22 protein-coding genes are annotated in these 23,224 nt (G+C 68.8%); 3 read left to right on the forward strand and 19 right to left on the reverse strand.

Annotated features, from left to right (window positions below; translation table 11 throughout):
* Positions 1 to 133 precede the first annotated feature (133 nt).
* The gene (locus U9983_RS17270; RefSeq protein WP_322755025.1) at positions 134 to 358 is read right to left on the reverse strand and encodes a YgiT-type zinc finger protein; all 225 of its coding nucleotides are present in this window, start codon (positions 356 to 358) and stop codon (positions 134 to 136) included.
* 276 nt (positions 359 to 634) lie between these two features.
* Between U9983_RS17270 and U9983_RS17275 the strand changes: the two genes are divergently transcribed.
* On the forward strand, positions 635 to 2,242 hold the full coding sequence (locus U9983_RS17275; protein ID WP_322755026.1) for a restriction endonuclease: 1,608 nt from the start codon (positions 635 to 637) through the stop codon (positions 2,240 to 2,242).
* Positions 2,243 to 2,575: 333 nt separating this feature from the next.
* Here the strand turns inward: U9983_RS17275 and U9983_RS17280 are convergent, their stop codons facing one another.
* From U9983_RS17280 to U9983_RS17300, 5 genes are all read right to left on the reverse strand, one after another.
* Positions 2,576 to 3,151, reverse strand: coding sequence for a Uma2 family endonuclease (locus U9983_RS17280; protein WP_322755027.1), 576 nt, complete (start codon positions 3,149 to 3,151; stop codon positions 2,576 to 2,578).
* Positions 3,152 to 3,485: 334 nt separating this feature from the next.
* Positions 3,486 to 5,099 (reverse strand): class I adenylate-forming enzyme family protein, encoded by a 1,614-nt coding sequence (locus tag U9983_RS17285; RefSeq protein WP_322755028.1) that lies wholly within the window; start codon positions 5,097 to 5,099, stop codon positions 3,486 to 3,488.
* A 49-nt stretch (positions 5,100 to 5,148) separates the two neighbouring features.
* Positions 5,149 to 6,300, reverse strand: a complete 1,152-nt coding sequence (locus U9983_RS17290) for an acyl-CoA dehydrogenase family protein (protein ID WP_322755029.1) — start codon at positions 6,298 to 6,300, stop codon at positions 5,149 to 5,151.
* A gap of 221 nt (positions 6,301 to 6,521) precedes the next feature.
* Complete coding sequence (locus U9983_RS17295) at positions 6,522 to 7,979, reverse strand: DUF2786 domain-containing protein (RefSeq protein WP_416211423.1); 1,458 nt, start codon at positions 7,977 to 7,979, stop codon at positions 6,522 to 6,524.
* Positions 7,980 to 8,128: 149 nt separating this feature from the next.
* Entirely contained in the window at positions 8,129 to 10,354 is a 2,226-nt protein-coding gene (locus U9983_RS17300) for an ATP-dependent RecD-like DNA helicase (RefSeq protein ID WP_322755043.1), read from the reverse strand.
* Between the two features lie 230 nt (positions 10,355 to 10,584).
* On the opposite strand from U9983_RS17300, the gene U9983_RS17305 reads away from it, so the two are divergent.
* Positions 10,585 to 12,582: an NAD-binding protein gene (locus U9983_RS17305; protein WP_322755031.1), complete on the forward strand. Its 1,998-nt coding sequence runs from the start codon at positions 10,585 to 10,587 to the stop codon at positions 12,580 to 12,582.
* 49 nt (positions 12,583 to 12,631) lie between these two features.
* Complete coding sequence (locus U9983_RS17310) at positions 12,632 to 13,189, forward strand: RNA 2'-phosphotransferase (protein ID WP_322755032.1); 558 nt, start codon at positions 12,632 to 12,634, stop codon at positions 13,187 to 13,189.
* 103 nt (positions 13,190 to 13,292) lie between these two features.
* Here the strand turns inward: U9983_RS17310 and U9983_RS17315 are convergent, their stop codons facing one another.
* The 13 genes from U9983_RS17315 to U9983_RS17375 form a co-directional block, all read right to left on the reverse strand.
* The gene (locus tag U9983_RS17315) at positions 13,293 to 14,441 is read right to left on the reverse strand and encodes a cysteine desulfurase family protein (protein ID WP_322755033.1); all 1,149 of its coding nucleotides are present in this window, start codon (positions 14,439 to 14,441) and stop codon (positions 13,293 to 13,295) included.
* A 5-nt stretch (positions 14,442 to 14,446) separates the two neighbouring features.
* Complete coding sequence (locus U9983_RS17320; protein WP_322755034.1) at positions 14,447 to 15,253, reverse strand: HesA/MoeB/ThiF family protein; 807 nt, start codon at positions 15,251 to 15,253, stop codon at positions 14,447 to 14,449.
* Between the two features lie 38 nt (positions 15,254 to 15,291).
* Positions 15,292 to 15,888: an iron-sulfur cluster assembly accessory protein gene (locus tag U9983_RS17325; protein ID WP_322755035.1), complete on the reverse strand. Its 597-nt coding sequence runs from the start codon at positions 15,886 to 15,888 to the stop codon at positions 15,292 to 15,294.
* Positions 15,889 to 15,918: 30 nt separating this feature from the next.
* Positions 15,919 to 16,506, reverse strand: a complete 588-nt coding sequence (locus tag U9983_RS17330) for an iron-sulfur cluster assembly accessory protein (protein WP_322747332.1) — start codon at positions 16,504 to 16,506, stop codon at positions 15,919 to 15,921.
* Positions 16,503 to 18,095: a nitrogenase cofactor biosynthesis protein NifB gene (nifB, locus tag U9983_RS17335; protein ID WP_322755036.1), complete on the reverse strand. Its 1,593-nt coding sequence runs from the start codon at positions 18,093 to 18,095 to the stop codon at positions 16,503 to 16,505. Before nifB ends, U9983_RS17330 begins: the two co-directional genes overlap by 4 nt.
* Positions 18,092 to 18,382: a nitrogen fixation protein NifZ gene (locus tag U9983_RS17340; RefSeq protein WP_322755037.1), complete on the reverse strand. Its 291-nt coding sequence runs from the start codon at positions 18,380 to 18,382 to the stop codon at positions 18,092 to 18,094. Before U9983_RS17340 ends, nifB begins: the two co-directional genes overlap by 4 nt.
* Positions 18,379 to 18,768: a nitrogenase-stabilizing/protective protein NifW gene (gene nifW / locus U9983_RS17345; protein ID WP_322755044.1), complete on the reverse strand. Its 390-nt coding sequence runs from the start codon at positions 18,766 to 18,768 to the stop codon at positions 18,379 to 18,381. Before nifW ends, U9983_RS17340 begins: the two co-directional genes overlap by 4 nt.
* Before the next feature lie 23 nt (positions 18,769 to 18,791).
* Complete coding sequence (locus tag U9983_RS17350) at positions 18,792 to 19,001, reverse strand: CCE_0567 family metalloprotein (RefSeq protein ID WP_322747335.1); 210 nt, start codon at positions 18,999 to 19,001, stop codon at positions 18,792 to 18,794.
* The gene (locus tag U9983_RS17355; RefSeq protein ID WP_322755038.1) at positions 18,988 to 19,476 is read right to left on the reverse strand and encodes a NifX-associated nitrogen fixation protein; all 489 of its coding nucleotides are present in this window, start codon (positions 19,474 to 19,476) and stop codon (positions 18,988 to 18,990) included. Before U9983_RS17355 ends, U9983_RS17350 begins: the two co-directional genes overlap by 14 nt.
* Positions 19,473 to 19,871 carry a nitrogen fixation protein NifX gene (nifX, locus tag U9983_RS17360; protein WP_322755039.1) on the reverse strand — a complete coding sequence of 133 codons (399 nt, stop codon included), beginning with the start codon at positions 19,869 to 19,871 and terminating at the stop codon, positions 19,473 to 19,475. The genes U9983_RS17355 and nifX overlap by 4 nt, the downstream gene beginning before the upstream one ends.
* 1 nt (position 19,872) lies before the next feature.
* Positions 19,873 to 21,267 (reverse strand): nitrogenase iron-molybdenum cofactor biosynthesis protein NifN, encoded by a 1,395-nt coding sequence (gene nifN / locus U9983_RS17365; protein WP_322755040.1) that lies wholly within the window; start codon positions 21,265 to 21,267, stop codon positions 19,873 to 19,875.
* The gene (gene nifE, locus U9983_RS17370; RefSeq protein ID WP_322755041.1) at positions 21,267 to 22,697 is read right to left on the reverse strand and encodes a nitrogenase iron-molybdenum cofactor biosynthesis protein NifE; all 1,431 of its coding nucleotides are present in this window, start codon (positions 22,695 to 22,697) and stop codon (positions 21,267 to 21,269) included. Before nifE ends, nifN begins: the two co-directional genes overlap by 1 nt.
* Positions 22,698 to 22,704: 7 nt before the next feature.
* On the reverse strand, positions 22,705 to 23,224 hold a 520-nt coding region (locus tag U9983_RS17375), incomplete at its 5' end, for a nitrogenase component 1 (protein WP_322755042.1).

Consider the following 23,224-nt stretch of genomic DNA (forward strand, 5'->3'; position numbering starts at 1 on the left):
GGGCCGCGCGGCGGCGCTACCCGCTACACCGAAGCGTCCGCGCAGGTCAGCGCAGCCGCGCGGGATAGCGGGGATGTCGCGGTGCCGCTACACCCTGTTTACCGTTTGCGCGTCTGTCATGGCGGTGACAATGTCATGGCGGTGACAATGGATCAGCCGGGCCGCGCCAGGCCCGCTCGATTTCCTCGAGGATCGCGGTCTTGTACACGCGGGAGCCGCACGACGGGCACACGCCCTGCGGCACGTTTTCCAAGACCACCACTTTGCCGGCGACCGTCATCGTCACCTCTACAGTGCGCGGCTCGTAGGTTCCACCGCACGGGCAGCTACCGAAGTGCGCGTGGCGAGGTGATGCCATGGCTACTCTCCCTGAGTCGGAGGTCCGCGACCATTCGAGCAGACCGCGCTAACCCCGGCAATCCGCAGCTGAGACCGACGCCCGAACCCGGACGGGGTTTCCCCGTTCCACGCCAACTCGACGTGCGCGCGACGTCGGTGCAAGACATGGGTCAATCCTGGAAGCGTCGATCAGAGAGCCCTAAAATGATCAAATCGTTTCCGTCCAAATTTGGTCACCCTCCGGCGTATGATGGCTATGCTTCCACGGCTGGAACCACTGACGGGGAGTTACTGCATGGCCCAGCAAGGCGGAGGACGCTCGGAATGGGAACGACGGCAGGCTGCGGCTCGCCGGGCAGCCGACCGCGATACGCGCGAGCAGGCGCGGCTGGCTAAACAGCGGGAGAAAGAAGCCCGCGAGCTCCACATCGCCGCGCAGCAGCGCACCGCCGACGAGAAGACCGCGGCGCTCGCCGCGCGGATCGCCGAACTCGACGAACTGCTGCTCGGGGTGCTGGGGCGTGCGCCGTTCAGCATGCACCACATGGAGATCACTGCGAGTCTTCCGGTTTTCCGGCCGGGCGCGTTGGCGGTGGCAGGCGTAGCACCGATCTGGGAAGACTACGCGCCGGACGAGCCCGGGCTTGTCAGCCGCCTGACTGGCGGATCAGGCCGTTACCAGCAAGAGCTCGCTGCCGCACGGACACGATGGGAAGGCGACACCGCCGAGTACGAGAGGGCTGAAACAGCCCGGCTACAGGCCCTTGTAGCAGCGCGGGCCGAACATGACCGGTGCGTCGCGCTGGCCGAAGCTCAGGCTGCTGCGCATAATGGCGAACTTGCCGTACGCTGGAACGCCTTCACCGTGGGTGAGTCGGAGGCGGTGGAGTGGTACGTCGACCAGCTGCTGGGCGCCTCCCGCTATCCCGACGGGTTCCCGAGCAGGCGGCAGATCGCCTACCGACCCGAGAATCGCGACGTCGTGATAGAGATTGAACTTCCCTCGCAGGACTTGGTCCCGGTGGTCCGCGAGTACCGTTACGTCAAGACTCGTGATGAGATCAACCCGGTGCCGAGGCCAGCCACCGAGATCCGGCAGCGCTACGCGCAGCTCGTGGCCCGGGTGGCGCTACGCATCTTGTACGAGGTCTTCAGCGCGACGTCGGCCGAGGTCGTCGAAGCGGTCGTCTTCAACGGACGGGTCAGTTCCATCGACCGCGCCACCGGCAAGGACATCCGGCCTCATCTGCTGAGCGTGGAAGCCGAGCGGGACGGGTTCGATGATCTTGAGCTCGCCCGGGTCGACCCCGCAGCCTGCCTGACGCGCCTCAACGCGCTGGTGTCGCCGAATCCGTTCGACCTGGAAGAGGTCACACCGTTCATCGAGTTCGATCTTAAACGCTTCCGGTTCGTCGATGGTCTCGACGAACTGGCCGATCTGGACTCCCGGCCCAATCTCCTCAAACTCAGCCCCACCGAGTTCGAGCACTTGGTCAAGGACCTGTTCGCGGCCATGGGGGCCGAAGCATGGCAGACCGTGCCGTCCAAGGACGGCGGCGTAGACGCCGTCGCGACCCAGAAGAACCTTTTCTTCGGCGGCGTCTGCCTGATCCAGGCCAAACGCTGGACCGGCCTGGTCGGCCTTGACGCCGTCCACGCCCTGACCGGTGTCATGACCGACCACAATGCCACCACCGGCGTATTGGTCACGACGTCCTGGTTCAGCCGTACCAGCGAACAATTCGCCCAACGTAACCGGATAACTCTCATCAACGGCGCGGAGCTCAAACACCTGATCAAAGAGCACCTTGGCCGCGACGTCATCCCGGGCACCAACCCGCCCAGGCGGCTGCGGGCGTCCGACAACACCCAGACCGGCAAGCCAGGCCCTGCGGTGCGCTGAGCTGAGCGTGATTTCGGACGGGCTGATGAACTGGCTGACACCCAGCTCGGCGGCGGGGTGTTCGGTACGCACAAAGTCACCGACCCGGAACTGACCGATCATGATTTCTTCACGGAGGATGGCCGAACCGATCCTGAAAAAATTCCGGTCCGGACACAGACACGAATCCCCAGCCCCGACGTAGGGCAAGCGCCTTCCATGCCTTCTCTGCACGGCGACGAGCCGAAGCCAGGCAGACTTTCCCCAGCCCATCCTCCGCACACCACGCCCGTGGACATGACCTCCGTCGGTGCCCAGCAGGCCCTCTCCCGATCGTTCAGATCAGGTCTGCGGTCACTGCCGCGCCAGCTCGGCCGGGTCGAGATCGACCGGGAACGGGCAGGGGATCACCGTCCGCTCGCCAGCTGGAGCGGTGACCGTAGAGACGAACCGGCCACGCCGGAGCTCGGAGACGACGATGTGCGGTTTCGGCGCCAGCTCGAACCGCCAATACACGGCAATGCCCGCGTCTGCATAGAGCTGCGGCTTGATCATCCGGTCTTGTGGCTCGCTGCCGGGCGACACGATTTCGACGACCGCCAGCACGGTGCCCACCGGGTAGCGGATCGGGTCGGTGGCCGCGAACCTCCGCTCGACGATGGCGATATCCGGCACAGCCAGCCGGCCGCCAGGCGCCTCCACGTTCACTGCTTCCAGCACTTCCACGGCCATACCAGCGGTCGAGGCCGCCGCATCGAGGAGGTTCGCCAACCGCCGCGACGCTCGCTGGTGGGAGGTCCCAGGAGCCGGACTCACCGTCAGGACACCCGGCGTAAGCAGCTCGTACCGGGAATGGTCGCCAGTACCGGCGATAGCCTCAACGTCTGCGATCGTCCACGGGCCGACATGCTCGGCAAATGCGACACTCACGAGCTCCCTCCTCACACCAGCTCGACCCAGCCCCCTCAGTCTCCCACGAACATCCACCAACCAGGAGCGGAGCAGGACTGTGAACATCGCACGCACATGCAGGCCCGTACGCACGGTTCACCCGGGTGAGTCCCCCTGGGTGGTGTAGATCGGGAAATCCTTGATCGCCTGACGGGCGTGTCGGTCCCGTGAGAACCGCCAAGAACTCGCGGAGGCGCGTACACCCGATGACTCTGGATCAGTCTGCCGTATCCGGATTGCTGGAGCTGCTACGCAGCACCGATGCCGGGCAGATACCGATCCGGCTGCTACCCGGGGCCTGCCTGGTGGATCTTCAATCGCGCGGTGACGCCTGCGCGATCGTCTCCCGCAGGAGGAACTTGCGGACCTTGCCCGACGCCGTGCGGGGAAGGGCGTCGACGACATGCCAGTCCACCGGCACCTTGAAGTAGGCAAGCCGGGACCGCGCGAACGTCGCCAGCTCCTCGGCGTCGACCGCACTGGTCACATCGGCAGCACCGGTCACATCGCCGGTGGCACGCACGATGAACGCAACCGGAACCTCACCGAGGCGCTCATCGGGTGCGCCGACCACCGCCGCGTCCGCCACGCCGGGGTGCTCGACCAACACTTCTTCCACCTCGCGCGGGTAGATGTTCTCCCCGCCGCGGATGATGACGTCACGGATGCGTCCGTGGATCCGCAGGACTCCGGTCGCGTCCATCGTGCACAGGTCACCGGTGTGCAACCAGCCCTCGCCATCAAGGGTCCGACTGGTCGCCTCGGGATCGTCGTGGTACCCGCTCATGTTCAGCGGGGAACGGATCAACAGCTCACCGGGCTCGCCGAGGTCGGCGGTCGTCCCCACGGTGCCCGGCGCGATGATGCGGACCTCGCGCTGCGGCAACGCCCGCCCCAGCGTCTCGGCCTTCACCACGTCGCTGTCCCAGGGAAGGCACGCGGTTGCGTTGGGCGCTTCGGACTGGCCGTAGGAGATGACGACACGGCAGCCGAGCCCGGCTTCGGTGCGGCGGATCAGCGCCGGTGGAACTGTCGTTCCGCCGGTCTGGATGACCTGGAGGCTGCTGATGTCGTACCTGGCGAGGTCGGGGCAGGCCAACAGGTCGTACAGCATCGTCGGGACGGAGCCGAGTGCGGTGACGTGCGCCCGCTCGACCATCCGCAGGGTGCGGGCCGGGTCGAAGCCCCCCGGAGTCAGGACCATCGTTCCCGCTGCGGCGAAGGTCATCAGCACGCCGGACACCGAACCGCCGACATGGTGCAGAGGCAGCCCGGAGCACCACACCAGCGGTGCCGCGAAGACCCGCCCGGCGATACGGGCGGTGTTCAGCGCGGCGAAGTGGGACAGTACGGCGCCCTTGGGCCGCCCGGTGGTCCCGGAGGTGTACTGAATGAGAAAAGGTGTCGCGGGCGGAACCGCGGGCAACGGCCCCGGGCGGCGCCCAAGTGCGTGCCCCAGATTCTCCAGCGGCAGGACCCGGACCGGCCCGGGCAGCTCGCCGGCCAGGGTCTGCGCACGCTCAACCAGTGGCGAGCCCCGGTGTTCGGCCGCCGCGATGACAAGCGTCGCGCCGGACTGCGCCAGCTCGTAGCGGACCTCCTCGTCCCGCAGCGAGGTGTTGATCGGGACGAGGACGGTGCCGGCGAGCGCGCTGGCGCACTGCACGATGACCCAGTCGGGGCTGTTGGGCGCCCACAGGGCGACCCGATCCCCCGGTTCGACCAGGCTGAGCAGCCTACCCGCGACGGCACCGGCGTGCGCGACCAGGCCCGCGTAGGTCAGGGTCTTGAGGCCCGGCCCCACCGGCCAGCGCAGCGCCGGACGGTCGGGGTACTGGTCAGCGACGTGGAGCAACCAGTCGCCGACCGACTGCTCGACCAACGCGACGGTGGTGTCGGCCGGCCAGTGAGCGGCGGTGAGCGTCATCTGACCACCCAGACCCTTAAGGACTCTTCAGTAACCACTCAAACACGCCCTAGTTGCCGTCGAGGTCGAGCGAGCGGCCCACGATTTCCTTCATGACCTCGTTGGAGCCGGCGTAGATCCGCTGCACTCTGCCGTCCCGCCACAAACGGGCGATCTCGTACTCGTTCATGTAGCCGTAGCCGCCGAACAGCTGCAGGCAACGGTCAACGACGTCGCACTGCGTGTCGGTCGTCCACTGCTTGAGACCGGCGGCGTCGACGGCGCTGAGCTCGCCGTCGAGGTGTGCGCGCACTGCCGTGTCCACGTAGGCCTGCGCGACGTCACACAAGGTCTTGATCGCGGCGAGCTCGAACCGGGTGTTCTGGAACGAACCGATCGTCGTCCCGAACGCCTTGCGGGTACGCACCTGCTCCACGGTCAGCGCCAAGGCCCGCTTCATGATGGCCACGGCGGTGACACCCGCGCCGAGCCGCTCCGTTCCCAGACTCTCCATCAGGTGGTAGAAGCCGCGGTTCTCCTGCCCGAGCAGGTTCGACACGGGCACCCGCACCTCGTCGAAGAAGAGCTCAGCGGTGTCCTGCGCCTTCTGACCAATCTTGTCGAGCTTGCGGCCGCGGCTGAAGCCCGGTGCATCCGCATCGATGACAAGCAGGCTGATGCCACGGTGACCGGCGTCCGGGTCGGTCTTGACCGCAGCGACCACCTTGTCGCACAGCAGCCCGTTGGTGATGAACGTCTTCGAACCCGACACGACATAGCTGTCACCGTCGCGGCGCGCGGTCGTGCGGATCGCCTTCACGTCCGAGCCGGCACCGGGCTCGCTCAGCCCCAGCGCCCAGATGATGTCCCCGCTCACCGAGCCGGGCAGCCAGCGCGCCTTCTGCTCGTCGGTGGTCAGCGTGATGATGTACGGCGGCATCACGTCGTTCTGTAGCCCGAAGCCGAAACCGACGGTTCCGGTGGCCCAGAACTCCTCTGCGAGGATCACGCTGAACCGGTAGTCGTCGACCCCGGCGCCGCCGAACTCCTCGGGGGCCGACCACAACAGCAGACCCGCCCGGCCCGCCTTGCGCCAGACCTCCCGGTCGACAACACCGGCCTGCTCCCACTCGGTGGTGTGCGGGACGCACTCCTTCTCGAAAAACGTCCGAGCAAGCGCGCGGAACTCCTCGTGCTCAGGTTCGAACAGGGTGCGACGCACCAGACCAACTCCTTCACGCTAGAGGGCCGCCAGGCACGCGACCACCGCTACGCACCCGCGCCCGTGGGCCCCGCGGGACCCAAGTGGACCCGCTGGCCCGCGCCGGCCACGCCGGAAGCGGCCGTCCGCCGGCCAGCACGTAGATCCTCTTATTAATTAACCGCTTTGACAAGATATATCTATCAAAAGAGGACCGTCGGCGGCGCCGGGCCGGCCGGGCGTCACCCGGGCCGAGTGTCTCTCACCTCGGTACGGGCGTTGAGGGAGGCGAGCTCGGCTGCGGCCCGACCCGAACTCCATCCCTCCCGGTCGTTGGCTGTCACCGGCCGCGACACGACTCCCGGGAACATCGTCTCGGTCGCCTCCCGGACGGTGTCCTCCCGTGCGGCCAGGACGGGCAGGAGACGGTCCCGGCCCCTTTCGGCGACCGCCTCGGCCCCCGCCTTGTCGGTCGCACACTGCAGCCGCTCGCCGATCCGGACGGCGAAGGCAGTGAGGAAGGACTGGCGGAACGAACGGGTCCGCGACCGCCCGTAGCGGTCCTGGCGGGAGCCTTCCCGCGTCATCGCCGTGGTCGCCTGCACCAACAGCGACGTGTAGAGCAGCTCGACGCCGTCGAGATCGGACTCGAAACCGAGCACCGTGGCGAAACCGAGGTCCTTCGTCCACACCGCCCGGCAGCGATTCGCGGTGGCGACCTTGTCCAGCAGCAGCGCCTTGGGCGTCTCATAGGGATTGTCGACGCCGACCCGACGGCCGGTCGGTTCGTCGCGCGACCCGGTCTCGGCGGCCAGCAGGGCGTAGTCGATGCTGTGCCGGGCCATGAGCTCCTGGGCCTTGGCGGTCAGCGCCTCGGCCTCCTGCGCGAAGCCGGTCGACTCGGCCTTGGCCAACAGCGCGCGGACCCGGTCGAGCATGCGCGCGTCGACCGTCCGACCAGCGCTCCGGTCAGGGTGCAGCGTCCCGCGACGCGCGGTGCCGGGCGGCGGGCACAGCTGCGCGAGCGGGGGCAAAGTACCGAGAATCCCAAGCACCGTCACGGCGCAGGTGACCACCCCGACCCGATCCTCACCTTCGCGTTCACCCCAGGCGTCCAGCCAGCCATCGTCATCGGCCCACCAGACGGTGGCTTCGAGCGCCGCGAGCTGCGCCTCCCAGCGCTCGTCCACGGTGGAGGCGGCATACCTGCGCATCTGAGCGGCGATCGCGTCGACCGTCATCCGCAGCTGACGCGCACCGCCCTCCCGGCTGACGATCCGCACGACGTCCGCCGGCTGCCAGCCGTTGTCCCACGCACGTTCCACCATGCGGTTCAGCCAGCTCGCGAAGGCCCGGTCGACCATCCGCCGCCTGGTGGACCCGACCGGAGGCTCGGTCAACAGCACGATGCAGCGGGACAACTCCATGCCGTCCTGCGTGTGCTGTGCGTGCATGGCCCCACCGACCAGAAGGTCGGCGGTCTGCCGGTCGTGCTGATAGGCGTCGAAATCATGACGGGCTGACCGGCTGGCACCGGGAGCAGGACCAGGACCGGGACCGGACGTGGAGCCAGGACCAGGAGCAGGACCGGACGTGGAGCCAGGACCAGGACGTGCGCCTGGGCCGGTGCCGGCGGCCCGGGCCCGGTCGTCGCGCGCCTGCTGCTTGGCTCGCCGCCGTTCGCGACTACGACTTCCCATAGCTACCCCACAAGACCGAAATGAATGAAGGTGATCACGATCATGTCGCCACACGCGATACCGACACACGACATGTCGACCAACAGCTCTCCACCGACGGTTAAGGATACGGACCGCTTTCCGGCTCCTTGCACACGCCTACCAGGTCTTCAGTACCCGTCGGGTGCCCGTAGCCGATGGTCGAGAGCGGTGTGGCGGCGCCCGGCGCTCACCGTGCGGACAGCCTGCCCGATCGCCCGGCGTGACCCGACCAGGACCACCAACCTGCGCGCCCGGGTGACCGCGGTGTAGAGCAGGTTCCGCTGCAACATCATCCACGCGCTCGTGGTGACCGGGATGACCACCGCCGGGTACTCACTACCCTGCGACCGGTGGATGGTCATGGCATAGGCATGCGCGAGTTCGTCGAGTTCGGTGAACTCGTAGTCGACGTCCTCCTCCTCGTCTGTACGCACCGTGAGCTTCTGTTCGTCGGGGTCGAGAGCGGTCACCACCCCGAGAGTTCCATTAAAGACGCCGCTGGCGCCCTTGTCATAGTTATTGCGGATTTGGGTCACCTTGTCCCCGATCCGGAAGGCCCGCCCACCGATCCGGCGTTCGGGCAGATCCGGACGCGACGGAGTCAGAGCCTCCTGCAGCAGGACGTTCAGCGCCCCGGCCCCGGCCGGGCCCCGGTGCATCGGCGCGAGCACCTGTACATCCCGGCGCGGGTCGAGCCCGAACTTCAGCGGAATGCGGCGGGCCACGACGTCGACGGTCAGCTGCGCGGCATCCTGCGCTTCGTCCGCGGCGAAGTAGAAGAAGTCGGACAGACCGCGTACCAGGGGATGATCTCCCTTGTTGATGCGGTGCGCGTTGGTCACGACACCGGACTCCTGCGCCTGGCGGAAGATCTGGGTGAGCCGCACGTGCGGAATAGGCGTGCCGTCGGCCAGCAGATCACGCAGGACCTCGCCGGCGCCGACGGACGGCAGCTGGTCGACATCCCCGACCAGGAGCAGATGCGCCCCGGGTGCGACCGCCTTGGCAAGCTTGTTGGCCAGCAGAAGATCCAACATGGACGCCTCGTCGACGACGACGAGATCGGCGTCCAACGGGCGGTCGCGGTCGTAGGCCGCGTCCCCGCCCGGTCGCAGTTCCAACAGCCGGTGCACGGTGGCCGCCTCGTGCCCGGTCAGCTCGGTGAGCCGCTTGGCAGCCCGGCCGGTCGGCGCGGCGAGCACGACCTTCGCGCCCTTGGCGCGGGCCAGGGTGACCACCGAGCGCACGGTGAAGCTCTTGCCGCACCCGGGTCCGCCGGTGAGCACGGCGACCTTCTCGGTCAGGGCCAGTTTCACCGCCGCCACCTGCGCCGGCGCGAGCTCGGCCCGGGTCCGATCCCGCAGCCAGGCCAGGGCGGCGTCCCAGTCGACCTCGACGAAGGACGGCATCGCGTCGCGCTGCGTCCGCAACAGCCGCAGCAGCTGGCCCGCCAGGGAAATCTCCGCACGGTGGAAGGGAACCAGATAGATCGCGGCGATCGGCTCGGCCGGGTCCTCCCCGGGGATCTCCTCGCGGACAACGCCATCCTCCGCCACGAGCTCGCCCAGGCACTCGATCACCGCTCCGGTGTCGACCTGCAGGATCTTTATCGCCTCGGCGATCAACTGGTGTTCGGGCAGGAAGCAGTTGCCGTCCCCGGTGGCCTCCGACAAGGTGAACGCAAGACCGGCCTTGATGCGCTGCGGGCTGTCATGGGGAATCCCGACGGCCTTGGCGATCGTGTCCGCCGTCCGGAAACCTATTCCCCACACATCGGTTGCCAGCCGGTACGGCTCGGTGCGCACCACGTCGATGGAGCGGTCGGCGTACTGCTTGAAGATTCGCACTGCCAGTGACGTGGACACCCCTACACCCTGGAGGAAAACCATCACCTCCTTGATCGACTTCTGTTCCTCCCAGGCGGCCGCGATCGCCTTCGTGCGTTTGGGTCCGAGTTTGGGAACCTCGATCAGCCGTTCGGGCTCCTGTTCGATGACGTCCAGTGCGGCGACCCCGAAATGCTCGACTATCCGCTCGGCGAGCTTCGGCCCGATTCCCTTGATGAGCCCCGAACCGAGATAGCGGCGGATACCCGCAACCGTGGCCGGCAGCACCGTCGTGTAATCCTCGACATGAAACTGCTTACCGTACTGCGGGTGCGAGCCCCATCGGCCGCGCATGCGTAATGCCTCGCCGGGCTGTGCACCCAGCAGCGCGCCCACTACCGTGATCAGGTCACCGGACCGACCGGTGTCGACACGGGCGACGGTGTAACCGGTCTCCTCGTTGGCATAGGTGATCCGTTCCAACACCGCTTCCAGCACCGATCCATGCCACGGCTCCACCGCTGGCATCCCGAGTGGTTCTCCCGTCCCGTGGGCACGCCCATGACCGCGCCCGCTCACGCGGGTGCCACCGACTCCGTCCGTCGTCGCCACGCAGTATGCCCGGACGGCGAACGCCGGTGCAGCCACCCGCCGGTCCGCACGGTCGAGGTCCGCACGGTCGGGTCGGAGCGCAACCGGGCACAGGGACGGCATACTGCGGCCAGAACGGCCGGGTCGAGAGTCCAGACGGAGGTGTGGTGAGGGTCGTGTCCGGCCATGCGTTCAGCCAGATCGTCTCCGGACATGTCATCGTCTGCGGGTTGAACGAGCTGGGTTTCCGGATCGCCGAGCAGCTCCACACCGCGGGGGTGGCCGTCGTCGTCATCGAGAGACGCGACGTCGGTCCGCTGCGCCGCCGCCTTGAGCGGTGGGGGATCCCCGTCCTGGCCGACTCGGCACATACGGGGGACGCGCTGCGGCAGGCGTCGATCGCAGGCGCGATGGCGCTGATCGCCTGCCATGACATCGATCTCGACAATCTTGAGACGGCGCTGGTCGCCACCGAGATCGCACCCGAGCTGCGCCTTGTCGTGCGGGTCACCAATGCCCCGCTCGGCGATCAGCTCGGCGCGGCGCTGCCCAGCGTGCGCGTGCTGAACCTCGCGGAGAAGGCCGGCCACAGCTTCGTCGAGGCCTGTATCCGCTCCGACGTCCGGCATGCGTTCCGGCTCGGATCGGAGATCTTCACGGTGGTGGACGTCCCGGTCCGCACAGCCGGGGCGTTCCGGCAGGTCTTCGGCAATCTGACACCGGTGGCGCTGCGCAGACCGGGTGCGCGGCAGGTGGAGGTATGCCCGAGCCGCGATACCGGTGTCACCCCCGGCGACCACATCGCCCTGCTCGGCAGGCTGGCGGACTTCGCCGACAACGGCGTCCGAGTGAGCAGCGTGCATGACGTCAACGCGCTGGCGAACCTGTCGGCACACCGCACCGACCCACCGTCGGGCCGGGCAGGCCGCCGCCGCCGCCCGCACGCCTGGATACGGGACCTCGCCGTGACCACTGCGGCCGAGTTCGACCGGCCGTTCCGGCTCGCCCTCGGCGCGGTTCTGACCATCATGACCATCGGCACGTTGGTGCTGAGCCTGACCTATGCCAACAACGATCCGGCCGCGCCGGCGGACTTCGGCCCTCTCGACGCGTTCTATCTGACCGTCACCACCATGGCCACCGTCGGCTACGGCGACTTCAGCTTCGGTGCGGCGGCATCCTGGTTACAGGCATTCGGCATCGCCCTGATCCTCCTCGGTGCGCTGTCCATCGCGATCGTGTACGCGTTCATCACCAATGTGATCATCAGCCGCCGGCTGGAACGGACAATCGGCCACGGGCGTGCCACGACCGTGCGTGACCACGTCATCGTCTGCGGGCTCGGTTCGGTTGGGCTGGCCACCGTGGAAGGCCTCGTCGCCGCCGGTCGGGACGTCGTGATCGTCGAAAGAGATGCGAACAACCGCTTCCTTTCGGTGGTCCGCGACCTCAAGGTGCCGGTCGTGTTCGGTGACGCCACCGTCCGCGCGACCCTGATGGAGGCCGGACTCGCCCGGGCCACCACCCTCGCCGCACTGACCAGCGACGACGTGGCGAACCTGGAGGCTGTGCTCTCCGCGCGGGAGGCATTCAACGATCATCACGCGGACCGTCGTCGCGCTGGCCGTCGACCGCACCGGCCGGGACGCGGACGCGGGCGCCGGCGGCACCGGTCGGGGATCGACCCGGCGCGAACCCGCGCCCCCGGATCTGATGGCAATGGCAATGGCGATGGCGAGCCCGGGTTGCGGGTGGTGCTGCGCATCTTCGACACGACCCTTGCCGACGAAGCCGAACGCAGGTTCGCCATCCACACCGCCCGCAGCGCGTCCGCCCTGGCCACCCCGTGGTTTGTCGGCGCCGCCCTCGACTACGAGGTGGTGAGCACCTTCTACGTCGACCGTGAGCCCTTCCTGGTCGCGCGGATCACCGTGGTCGCCGGCGGTGGCCTGGACGGCCCGACCCTGCAGGAGCTGTCGACCGGGACCCGGCTGCTCGCGATCGCCACCTCATCCGAGCACGACGGCACCCCCGACCGGGCCCCCAACTACCGGCCCACCCGCCACACCCGGCTTCGGCCAGGTGACGAGGTCCTGGTCGTCGGCCCGACCGCACAGATCATCGACACCGTCAGCCGGAACCAGGCACCCCGCGTCCGATCCTGACCGCGGGTACTCGGCCCATGACTCGGATAGTCTGGACCTTATGGTAGATATGACTGCGCGTCGCGCGGAGCGGGTGTCGCGCTACCTGTCCCGCCATCTGCGGCACGCGCCCGATGCCATCGGCATTGTTCTCGACAGCGCGGGGTGGACACCCGTCACCGATCTACTCGACGCCTGCGCCCGGTCCGGTTTCCCGATCAGCCGGGCCGAACTCGACGAGGTCGTGGCGACAAGCGACAAGCAACGTTTCGCTGTCGACGACGCCGGGCGGCACATCCGTGCCAACCAGGGCCATTCCGTGCGGGTGGAGCTCGGTCTGGCGGCGACGCCGCCGCCAGAGGTGCTTTATCACGGCACGATCGGGTCCTTCCTGCCCGCGATCCGTCGGGAGGGGCTCCGCCCGATGGGACGCCACGACGTCCATCTGTCGGCTGATTCGGATACTGCGGGACGGGTCGGCGCCCGCCGGGGCCAACCGGTCATCCTCACCGTCGACTCGGGCGCGATGCACCAGGCCGGCCACCGGTTCCGGCGCAGCGCCAACGGTGTCTGGCTGGCCAGCCACGTACCGCCCGGCTTCCTCGACGTTCTACCCGCGCAGCGGTAGGTGAAAGCGGTTGTCGGAATGACCGAAACCACCGCCCCCTCCGGCTCCGCCTGCGCAGCGGTAGGTGAAAGCGGTTGTCAGAATGACCGAAACCACCGCCCCCTCAATCAGCGCCCAGAGCGCGGACGTGCTCGACGGCGGAGACGACATGGCCGACCGCGGCCTGCACCTCCTCGGCGGTGGAGGGGCGACCGAGGCTGAAACGCAGGCTCTGGGACGCGGCGGTGGCACCCAGGCCCATCGCCGTCAACACGTGGGACGGTTCGGTACTCGACCCCTGGCAGGCGCTGCCCGCCGATACGGCCACCTGCGGCATGGCCGTCATGACCGCGTCGGCGTCAGCGTCGACGAACCGCAGGTTCAGGGTGTTCGGCAGCCGGGTGACGGTCGGGCCGTTGAGCGCGACGCCGTCGAGTTTCTCGGTGAGCAGATGGTGCAGCAGCGCGGTCAGGCGGCGCAGGCGATCGGCGTCGGCGGCCAGTTCCGCCGCGGCGATCGTCGCGGCCTGGCCGAATCCGACGATGCCGGCGCTGTTGATCGTGCCGCTGCGCAGGCCGCGTTCCTGACCCCCGCCGACGATCAGCGGCGTCAGGCGGGCCTGCAGGCGCCGGCTGGCCAGAAGCGCGCCGACCCCCTTGGGGCCGTAGATCTTGTGTGCGCTCAGCACCGCGAGGTCGATCTCGCCAGCGTCCAGCGCCACCGGGATCTTGCCCGCGGCCTGCGTGACGTCGCAGAGGAACAGGGCGCCGGCGCCGTGCGCGAGCTGGGCGGCCCGCCCGACGTCCGCGATCGCGCCGGTCTCGCTGTTGGCCGCCATGACGGCGACCAGCACGACATCCGATGACAGCGATGCGGCGAGGTGGTCGAGATCCGGGGTGCCGTCGGGCAGCACCCGGACCAACCCGACCGTGCCCCCGTGGATGCTCACGGCCTGCGCAGCCGCGGCCAGGACGGCCTTGTGCTCGGTGGCCGACACCAGGATGCGCCGACGGGGGGACCCGGCGCCGGCCAGGACGCCGCGGATCGCGAGATTGACCGCCTCGGTGGCTCCGCTGGTGAACACGACGTTGCGCCGGTTCGCCCCCACCAGCGCCGCGACCTGCCCCCGAGCCTGCTCGACGAGCCGAGCGACCGCCCGGCCCGCGACGTGACCGCTGGAGGCGTTCGCACACTGCTCGGCGAACAGCGGCAGCATCGCGGCCAGCACCCGCGGGTCGACCGGTGTGGTGGCGTTGTGGTCAAAATAGATCATCGTCGTCAGCGTGGATCGTCGTTGCCACACAGGCCGGCCAGACCGGCCCCGATCGGGGTCGGCTCACGGCGGTGCATCTGGTACACCTCCGACCGGTGCGCCCCGCAGTCGACGCAGTCCGGGTCACGGGTCACGGCGAACGAGCGGAAATCCATGTCCCACAGGTCGAAGGCGAGCAGCTTGGCGGTCAGCCTCTCGCCGAACCGGGCGACCGTTTTGATCACTTCCATGGCCGCCAGGCACCCCACGGTGCCGGCGACCGCGCCGAGCACCGGGAAGCCGAGCGGGTCCCACTGCGGGTCCCCGTCGGCGAACACGCAGCGCAGGCACGGCCCGCCCGGCACGACCGTGAGCAGTTGGGCCTCGGTGGTGTTCATCGCCGCGAAGACCAGCGGCACACCCAGGTCCAGGCACATCCGGTTGATCCGGAAACGTTCGGGGAAGTTGTGGCGGGCGTCGACCACCACGTCCGAACCGGCGACGAGACCGGGCATATGCGGGTCGAACAGGTCGCGGTCCCACGCCTCGACCGTGACGTCGGGATAGTGGACCCGCAGTGTGTCGGCGGCGCAGGCCACCCGCGGATCACCGACCCGGTCGGGTCGCATAAGCGTCTGTCGGTTGAGGTCGGGTATCTCGAGGGCGCCGGGATGCACGAGGACCAGCCGCCCGACGCCAGCCGCGGCGAGATAGGTGGCTACGGCGCCGCCCACCCCACCCACCCCCGCCACAAGCACCGTCGCCGCGCACAGTCGCTCCTGTCCCGGTCCGCCGAAACCATCCAGTGTCAGTTGACGTGCAAAGCGCTGCATGTCCCCACCCATATTCCCGGCCGCCGTTCCCGGCCGCGCTATCGGCTCACGGCCGCGGGCACGACCCGGCTGATGTCGGGAACGGCCTCCCGCAGCTGTTGCTCGACCGTCCGCACCAGCGCGATCATCTCGGCCTCGTGCTCGAGGCCCGCACCGGTCAGCCGGACCGAGACCACACCGTCGGCGACCCCGACGACGGACGCGTCCCGTCCGACGAGCTGCAGATGCGGTCGGATGTACTGGATTGCCACGTTCGCCTTCTGCAACAGCGACGTCTCCACCCCGTCGGGCTGGACCGGGGGTACGAACGAAGGGCCACACAGGCAACTGCTACGCGTGTTCGGATTGTAGAAGGTGAAGCCGGACGACATCAGCGACTCAGTGTAGTCGATACGGATGCCGTCGAACTGATCCGTCGCGTCGGCGGGGACGAACACCTCGAAATCCCCGACGCGGGTGACGACATCACCGTCCGCCGGTGCCGGCACGACCGTGAGCCGATAACGGTGACCGGCGCAGTTGCCGGACGTGTCGACACAGATCCGCAGACCCGATGCGCATGCCGTCCCCGCGCGGTCAAGCAGCGCGCGCACCTTGTCCGCCGCCCGGTCGGTGAAACTGATCGCGATACTCACTGGTCCATCTCCCGATACGTCCAGGCGCGGTCAGGGGGCGAGGACGACTCGCTCGACCGCGGGCACCGATTCCTTCAACTGACGTTCGATGACGCCCGCGAGCGTGTCCAACGCGGAGGAACACCCCCCGCAGGCGCCGGTCAGCCGCACCGACACGACTCCACCGGTGACATCGAGCACCGAAACGTCCCCGCCGTCACGCTGCAGGAACGGGCGGATCAGCGCCATCGCATCCTCGACCTGCTGCCACAGTGCATCCTCGTTCCCGTTGCGCTCCGGCGCGGCGAACGACGACCCGCATGAGCAGGGGTCCGACGCGTTGGGGTTGGAGAAGACGAAACCCGACGAGGTCAGCGACTCGACATAGTCGATACGGACACCGTGGACGATCGAGGCCGAGGCCGAGTCCACGAGCACGTCGAACCCGTCCTGGCGAACGATGACATCCCCCTTTTCGGCGGCGGGCGCAAGCGCCAGGCTGTAGGTGTAGCCCGAACATCCACCGGGCTGCGCACCGACCCGCAGGCCGTAGCCGGCGGTCGCATCGTCGCGGGCGAGCAGAGCACGCACCTGGTCGCCCGCGCGCTCGGTGAGAACAACCTGCAACTTACTGATCATGATCGTACCTCCGCTGCGAGGCGACTGGCGATCATCGACCGCGCCACCACCGGCTCTTGGCCCGGCTCGGGCGACCCGCCCGGCCCGGTCGGGGATTGCGACGGCGTCGCAGCAGCCAGCCGCGCGCCCTGGGCTGCAACGGCGGAGTCGATGAGGTCGTAACACTCGACGGCGTCGATCCCGGCAGCGGTCAGTGCCTCCCGCGGCCCATTGCCGATCTTGCTGCACAGCACGGCAGCACAGTCCGACAGCAGCCGCACGGTCTTGTCGAGCACCGACTCGTCCGCATCACACTCAGACGGGCCCTCGCAGTAACGCGCGACGCTGCGGGTGCCGACCAGGCGGGCCCAGTTCTCGCCCGCCTCGTAGACCCAGAACTCCTCGGCGTGGCCGAAGTGCTGGTTGACCACGCCGCCGCCCTTGGTGGCGACAGCGATCAGGACGGTCCGTGCCGGCTTGGCGATGCCGTCCGCGGAGATCCGCAACTCCTCGCGGGTGGCCCGGACGTCAGTGCGCCAACGCTCGATCGCGGCGTGTGCCTGCTGGCGCCCGGCAAGGTCGTAGGTGACCTCGCCGTTGAGGTAGGTCTCCGGGCCGAACTCCTCGCTGCGGTCCTCACCCAGCAGCCCGACCGCGTCGGCCCGGCACTGGCGGCAGTGGCGCATCATGTTCATCTCGGCGCCGTCGTCGCCCGCGCAGCGGTCCTGCAGAGCCTGGAGCTCCGTCGGGGTGGGGCCGCGCTGCCCGGTCAGGCCGTAGTGGGTGCCGTGCTCGGGTGCGGACACCAGCGGCATCACGTTGTGCAGGAACGCACCCATGCCCCGGACGGTGCGGGAGACCTCGACCAGGTGGTCGTCGTTGACACCGGGGATCATCACCGAGTTGACCTTGCAGAGGATCTTGCGTTCGGTCAGTGCGGCGAGCCCCGCCAGCTGCCGGTCCGAAAGGATCTTCGACGCCTCCCGGCCGGTGTGCCGCTTGCCCCGGTACAGCACCCACGGGTAGATCCGCGCCCCGATCTCGGGGTCGGTCATGTTGATGGTGATCGTCACGTGGTCGATGCCGAGCTGTTCGATGCGATCGACGTGGTCGACAAGGGTGAGCCCGTTGGTGGACACGCAGAGTTTGATGTCCGGGCAGTCCCGGGCCACCATTTCCATCGTGCGCAAGGTACGGCCGGCGTTCGCCAGCGGTTCACCGGGCCCGGCCACGCCGAGCACGCTCATCTGCTTGATCTCGCTGGCAACCCGCTTGACCTTGGCGAGCGCCTCCTCCGGCGACAGCAGCCGGCTGGTGACACCGGGCCGGCTCTCGTTGGAGCAGTCGTACTTGCGGTTGCAGTAGTTGCACTGGATGTTGCAGCCGGGCGCGACCGGGACGTGCATCCGGGCGTAGTACTGGTGCGCCTCCTGGCTGTAACAGGGATGGTTCGCGATCTTCTCGGCGATCTCCGGGTCGAGTCCGGTGGCGCTACTCCCGCAACCCTTGGTCGACGCGCACCCGCCGGCGGGAGCCACCGCCTCGCCGGCAGCCTGCTGCGTGGGCTGCGCAGAGGGCAGCACCGGCAGTGGAATGGAACCCTCGGTCATGCTGGTTCACCTCCTTCGTGACACGCCTCGTGACGGGTCTCATGACCTGCGGCGACCGTCGCCGGGCTGAGCTCTTTCTCCAGGCAGCCCACGACCCGGCCGTTGGTGAACGCGACCGCGTAGACGATGTGCTCCTGCAGGTAGAGCCCGACGCCGCGAACGTGGCCGACCGATCCGGCGTCGACCAGCACGTCGCCGACAGCGATGCCGGGCTCGGGGTAGGTCCCGTCGTTACGCAACGCCTTGACGGCGCTCACCTCGTCACCGATGTCGAACGCGGCTCTCATCGCACACTCCCCGGTGACTCGACGGCTGACTCGACGGCTGACTCGACGACTGACTCGACGACTGACTCGACGGTGACGGCAGCCAGGGCGACGAACGCCTGGGGCGCACGGTCGGCCAGGACCTTGAACAGACGGTGGTCCAGTGCCCCGGCGGTGGTGAACACCTCATGGGCGTCCACGAGCGCCGTTCGATAGGCGGCGATGCGGGCGGCCGGCAGGGCCGGGTCGGCGTCGATCCGGGCCACCGCCGCGGCGAAGTGCCGCAGGATGTGCAGCCGGTTGACGGCAACCACCCGCGGGTCGTAAGGAACGTCGAGGGTTTCGAAGTACTCCTCGGCAGTCTCGGCACGGCGGAAGTCCGCCAACCGGTCGGTGTCCGGCGCCACGGGCGGCACCGGCGGGCGGGCGCTCACCGGGCATCCACCTTTGCCAGTTCGTGTTCCAGTCGGTTGATCTCGACATAGGTGTTGTACGTGGCGGTGGCCGTCTCCAGGATCTGTTCCCAGCCGATCGGCAGGTCCTCGGCCAGGTCGTGCAGATCGAGTTTCAAGCGGGTGGCGAGGCTGTTGAGTTTCTTCAGCTTCGTCTGCAGGTGGGGGATCTCGTCAGGAGTCGTCACGGGCCACCTCCGGGTGGGCGCCGGCCAGGGCGGCGCCGGCGCGTACCAGCGCCTCGCCACGCTCGGCCAGATGATCAATGGAGTCGAAACCGAACCGATGGGCGTCACGCAGGACGTCGGAGATGACCACGAGGCGGCCGACGAACACGATGACCCGACCGAAGCCCTCGTGGCTGAGGTCCAGCACGTAGCCGGTGACCTGACCGGTCACCTTCTCGATACCAGCCGCGACCGCCTGGTAGTAGGTACGCAGTCGCCCCTCGGTCGCCGGATCGATGTCGCAGGTGATTGCGAGCTCGCGCCGCCGCGCCGCGGTGAGCACGAACGGGCCGAGCAGCTTCTCGACACCGAGCCGGTCGAACTGTCCGTAGGTGTCGCCGGCCCGCAGCTGGTCGACCAGGTCGCGCAGGAAGCCGCTGCCGGCGATCACGCTCGGCGCACCTCCAGCGCCGGTGGGGCCGGTGGGGCCGCTCATCGGGGGGTCCAGTTGGGCGCCAGATCCGGTGAGTGCTGGCGCATCACCTTGCGCAGCCACGGCGGCGGATTCCCGGCAAGGACACCTTGCAACCGCTCGATCAGATCGATCACCCGGGTGTCCGGCTCGGTCTTCACCGGATGGACCTTGGCCTTCACCACCCGGGCTGCAGCGGACCCGCCGATCGCGCAGACGTGCAGGATCGAGCAGTCGGCCACCGCCGCCAGCCGACTTTCGATCTTGCTGTCCTCGTCGTCATCGGCGGGGGGCAGCGTACGCGTCTCCACCCGCTCGGCCGCGGTCGCCGAGACCTCGTACACGTCGAACCGACGACACACACCGAAATGCTGGTCGACGGCGCTGCCGTCACTCGTGGCGAATGCGACTTTCAGCACGTCAACTCCTCATATCCTCATAACGCCTGCTGGACCGGGTCGCAGAAGGTTCACGCCCCGGCTCGGGACGCCGGCCGGAGCGATGATCAAGAAGGCAGTTGGCCGTGTCGACGAGCAACTGGAGACTGCCGCGGTAACCCGCGGTGGCCCGCAGCTGCGCGCCGAGACGGTCGTACACGGGGAAACCCAGGGCCAGGTGTGCCGCGCCGATCCGGTCGGCCACCTCGCATCCGTGACTGGATGCCACGACAAGCTCGGCGCCGGCGGCGGCGGCCCGCTCGGCGAGATCGAGGAAGTCACCGACGACCACCTCGTCCCATGGCGCCCGGCCGAGCACCGGGGCGTCGGTCGGGGACACCGCCGCGACGATCTCAGCGCCGGCGTCGTAGAGGAGCGAGCCCACCGCGACGAGCTGCTCGGGCTCACCGGCCAGCGCGATCCGTGCGCCACCGAGCACGAAATGGCTGTCTAGCAGGCCGTCGGCGAGCCGACGCCGCCACCGGCGGACCGACTCGGGCGCGGGCACGCCGCTGTGATCCATCAGCATGCGCACCAGCCGGTCGACCATCTCCAACCCGCTGAGATGATCGTGCACGGTCAGGGCTGCACGGCCGCCGGCGCGAGCGGCCAGCGCCGCACCCGCGCCGGCGGCGGTCGCGCCGATCACCGTCACCGCACCCGAGGCGGTGAGCCCGAACAGGTCCGACCTGCTCGTCCCACCCGTGGTCAGCGGCGACCAGGCCTCGTCGAGATGGCCGTCCAGGGAGCCGGACAGGTCCGGGACGAGCACGGGGTCGAGCCCGAACGCCCGCACCAGCCCGGCGATCTCGTCGAGGTCGACGGCGGACAACGACGGGCCGACCAGCACCGCCACCTGCCGATGCCTGGTCGGTGCCGTTCCGGCGCCGGGGACGGCACCGACCAGGGCCTCCAGCGCGGCCGACCAGCCATCGGACAGCCCGCCGCGGAAGTCCGGCGTGGACACCGGGACGACCAGGGGGTGCCCGGCGGCCGGGGCGACGGACGCCGCCGGCCCGTACGGCGAGGTCCGCAGGACACCGAGCAGGTCCTCGCCGTTGACCTCGGTCATGCCGGTGGTCAGCACCCCGATCACATCCGGGTGGTTACGCTCACTGATCGTGTCCAACGCGGCGATGACCGAGTCGGACGCACCGAGCACGGCGCTGACCTCGGTGACCGCCGTGGTCTGCAGCGGAATCGGCTCGCGGAAGTGCCGTGTCAGCAGGGCCTTGGCAAAGGCCGTGCAGCCCTGGGCGCCGTGCAGCAGCGGTATCGAGCGGGCCAGGCCCAAAAAGACCAGGGCGCCGCCGAGGGGCTGGCTGTGCTTGAGCGGATCGAACGCCGCGCCGGTGGCGCCGGGCACCACGCGTGCCATCAGGGGGCCCCGTTCTCGGTGTTCTCGGCGTTCTCGGTGTTCTCAGGGGCGGCGGGCCGGTCCCACGGGGCCGGCGCGCGAACCTGCTCCCAGATCGGGCTGGACAGCGCCAGGTCGAGACGGCGAGCCAGCTCGACCATTCCGGCGTAGCCGGCGAAGGCGTGCTGGCGTTCCTGGTTGACGTCGAGGAACGGCAGCCTGCCCTTGAGCGCGGTGTACTGGTTACGCCCACCCGCGATGAGGATGTCGGCCTGGGTCTCGCGGACGATGCGCAGCAGCTCGGTCGGGTTTCCGTCTTTGATCACATGACCGTCCGGGCCGAGCAACGCTGTGATCTTGTCGACATCGTCGTCGGTGCTCTTCGTCGCTCCGGAGGCAACGACCTCCACCCCGAGGTCCTGCAGTGCCGAGACGAGTGACCAGCTCTTGACGCCGCCGGTGTAGAGCACTGCGCGGGCCCCGGCCAGGCGCTCCCGGTAGGGGGCGAGCGCCGCCGCGACGCCGGCCTCCTGCGCGGCGATGAGCTCGTTGGCGCGCCAGACGAGCTCGTCATCACCGAGGAGGCCGGCGAACCCACGCAGCGTGTCAGCCATCGCCCGCAGGCCGTAGAAGCTGCCTTCGAACCATGGGATGCCGTAGCGGTCTTCCAGCCCGCGGGCCAGCGACAGCAGTGCGCGCGAGCAGACGACCATCGTCGCCCGGGCCCGATGAGCGGCGGCGACCTCGGCGTAGCGGGCATCCCCGCTGATGCTCGCCAGCACCCGGATACCGAGTGTGGCCAGCACCGGGGTGACATCCCACAACTCGCCGGCGATGTTGTACTCGCCGATCAGGTTGACATCGTAGGGGGTGGTGAACGCCGGTTCGACCGTGCCGATCACGTGTTCCAGCAGGGCCGCACCGGCGAGGCGGTTGCCGAAGTTCTTGCTGCCGGCGAAGCCGGGCGCGTGCACCGGGACGACGGGTACCCCGGTCACGGTCGCCGCCGCCGCGCACACCGCGTCGATGTCGTCGCCGATCATCGCCGTGACGCAGGTGGAGTACACGAAGACCGCGGCTGGACGGTGGCGTCGGGCGGCCTCGACGACGGTGTCGTAGAGGCGCTGTTCCCCGCCGAACACCACCTCCTGTTCACCGACGTCGGTGGCGAAGCCGCGCCGGTACAGCGTCGGACCGGAAGAGAGGCTGCCCCGACCGTCCCACGAGTTGCCGGCACATCCGATCGGCCCGTGCACCACGTGGGCGACGTCGGCGATGGGCACCAACGTGATCATCGCACCGTCGAACGCGCAGCCGCCGGCGGTACCGCCCGGCTTGGGTTTCGGGCATCCCGCCTTTCGCGTCGCGAGGTCCTTGGTGCGGTTGTGATCGCATGCCGGCTCGTCGAACAGCGGGACTGTCGCGAGCGTGCCGCGGGTCAGGGCAGCCATCTCCACCTCAGCGAATGACGTCGAAGCTGTGGTCTGGGGCGTTGCGGTCGAGCTCGTCGAGCACGATGTTGACGAACTGGGCGAGCAGGGTGATCCCGCCCTCGTAGCCGACGATCGGGAACCGGTGCAGGTGGTGACGGTCCGGGATGGGGAAGCCGACCCGCACCAGCGGCAGGTTCGCCTCCCGGGACAGGAACTTCAGGTACGAGTTCCCGACCAGCAGGTCGACCGGCTCGGTGAACAGCAGCGACCGCAGGTGCCACTGGTCCTTGCCCGTCCAGACGGTGGCGTGGTGACCATAGGGGCTCGCGGCCAGGACGGCCTCGGCACGCTTCTTGAATGCCTCGTCACCGTTGGTGGACACCACGTGCACCGGCACGACGCCGAGCTCCAGCAGGAACCCGAGCAGCCCCACGACGAGATCGGGGTCGCCCATGAGCGCCACGCGCTTGCCGTGCAGGTAGGCGTGCGAGTCGGTCATCGCGTCGACCAGCCGGCCGCGCTCGGCGGTGACGGCGGGGGGAACC

Origin of the sequence: Protofrankia sp. Cas3 (genome assembly GCF_963555955.1) — a bacterium.
Classification (GTDB): Bacteria; Actinomycetota; Actinomycetes; order Frankiales; family Frankiaceae; genus Protofrankia.

Excerpts from the sequence above, each read along its gene's own strand:
- U9983_RS17270 (WP_322755025.1), bottom strand. The coding sequence starts at position 358 with ATGGCATCACCTCGCCACGCGCACTTCGGTAGCTGCCCGTGCGGTGGA.
- U9983_RS17275 (WP_322755026.1), top strand. The coding sequence starts at position 635 with ATGGCCCAGCAAGGCGGAGGACGCTCGGAATGGGAACGACGGCAGGCT.
- U9983_RS17285 (WP_322755028.1), bottom strand. The coding sequence starts at position 5,099 with ATGACGCTCACCGCCGCTCACTGGCCGGCCGACACCACCGTCGCGTTG.
- U9983_RS17295 (WP_416211423.1), bottom strand. The coding sequence starts at position 7,979 with ATGGGAAGTCGTAGTCGCGAACGGCGGCGAGCCAAGCAGCAGGCGCGC.
- U9983_RS17300 (WP_322755043.1), bottom strand. The coding sequence starts at position 10,354 with ATGCCAGCGGTGGAGCCGTGGCATGGATCGGTGCTGGAAGCGGTGTTG.
- U9983_RS17310 (WP_322755032.1), top strand. The coding sequence starts at position 12,632 with ATGACTGCGCGTCGCGCGGAGCGGGTGTCGCGCTACCTGTCCCGCCAT.
- U9983_RS17315 (WP_322755033.1), bottom strand. The coding sequence starts at position 14,441 with ATGATCTATTTTGACCACAACGCCACCACACCGGTCGACCCGCGGGTG.
- U9983_RS17320 (WP_322755034.1), bottom strand. The coding sequence starts at position 15,253 with ATGCAGCGCTTTGCACGTCAACTGACACTGGATGGTTTCGGCGGACCG.
- U9983_RS17330 (WP_322747332.1), bottom strand. The coding sequence starts at position 16,506 with ATGATCAGTAAGTTGCAGGTTGTTCTCACCGAGCGCGCGGGCGACCAG.
- nifB (WP_322755036.1), bottom strand. The coding sequence starts at position 18,095 with ATGACCGAGGGTTCCATTCCACTGCCGGTGCTGCCCTCTGCGCAGCCC.
- U9983_RS17340 (WP_322755037.1), bottom strand. The coding sequence starts at position 18,382 with ATGAGAGCCGCGTTCGACATCGGTGACGAGGTGAGCGCCGTCAAGGCG.
- U9983_RS17355 (WP_322755038.1), bottom strand. The coding sequence starts at position 19,476 with ATGAGCGGCCCCACCGGCCCCACCGGCGCTGGAGGTGCGCCGAGCGTG.
- nifN (WP_322755040.1), bottom strand. The coding sequence starts at position 21,267 with ATGGCACGCGTGGTGCCCGGCGCCACCGGCGCGGCGTTCGATCCGCTC.
- nifE (WP_322755041.1), bottom strand. The coding sequence starts at position 22,697 with ATGGCTGCCCTGACCCGCGGCACGCTCGCGACAGTCCCGCTGTTCGAC.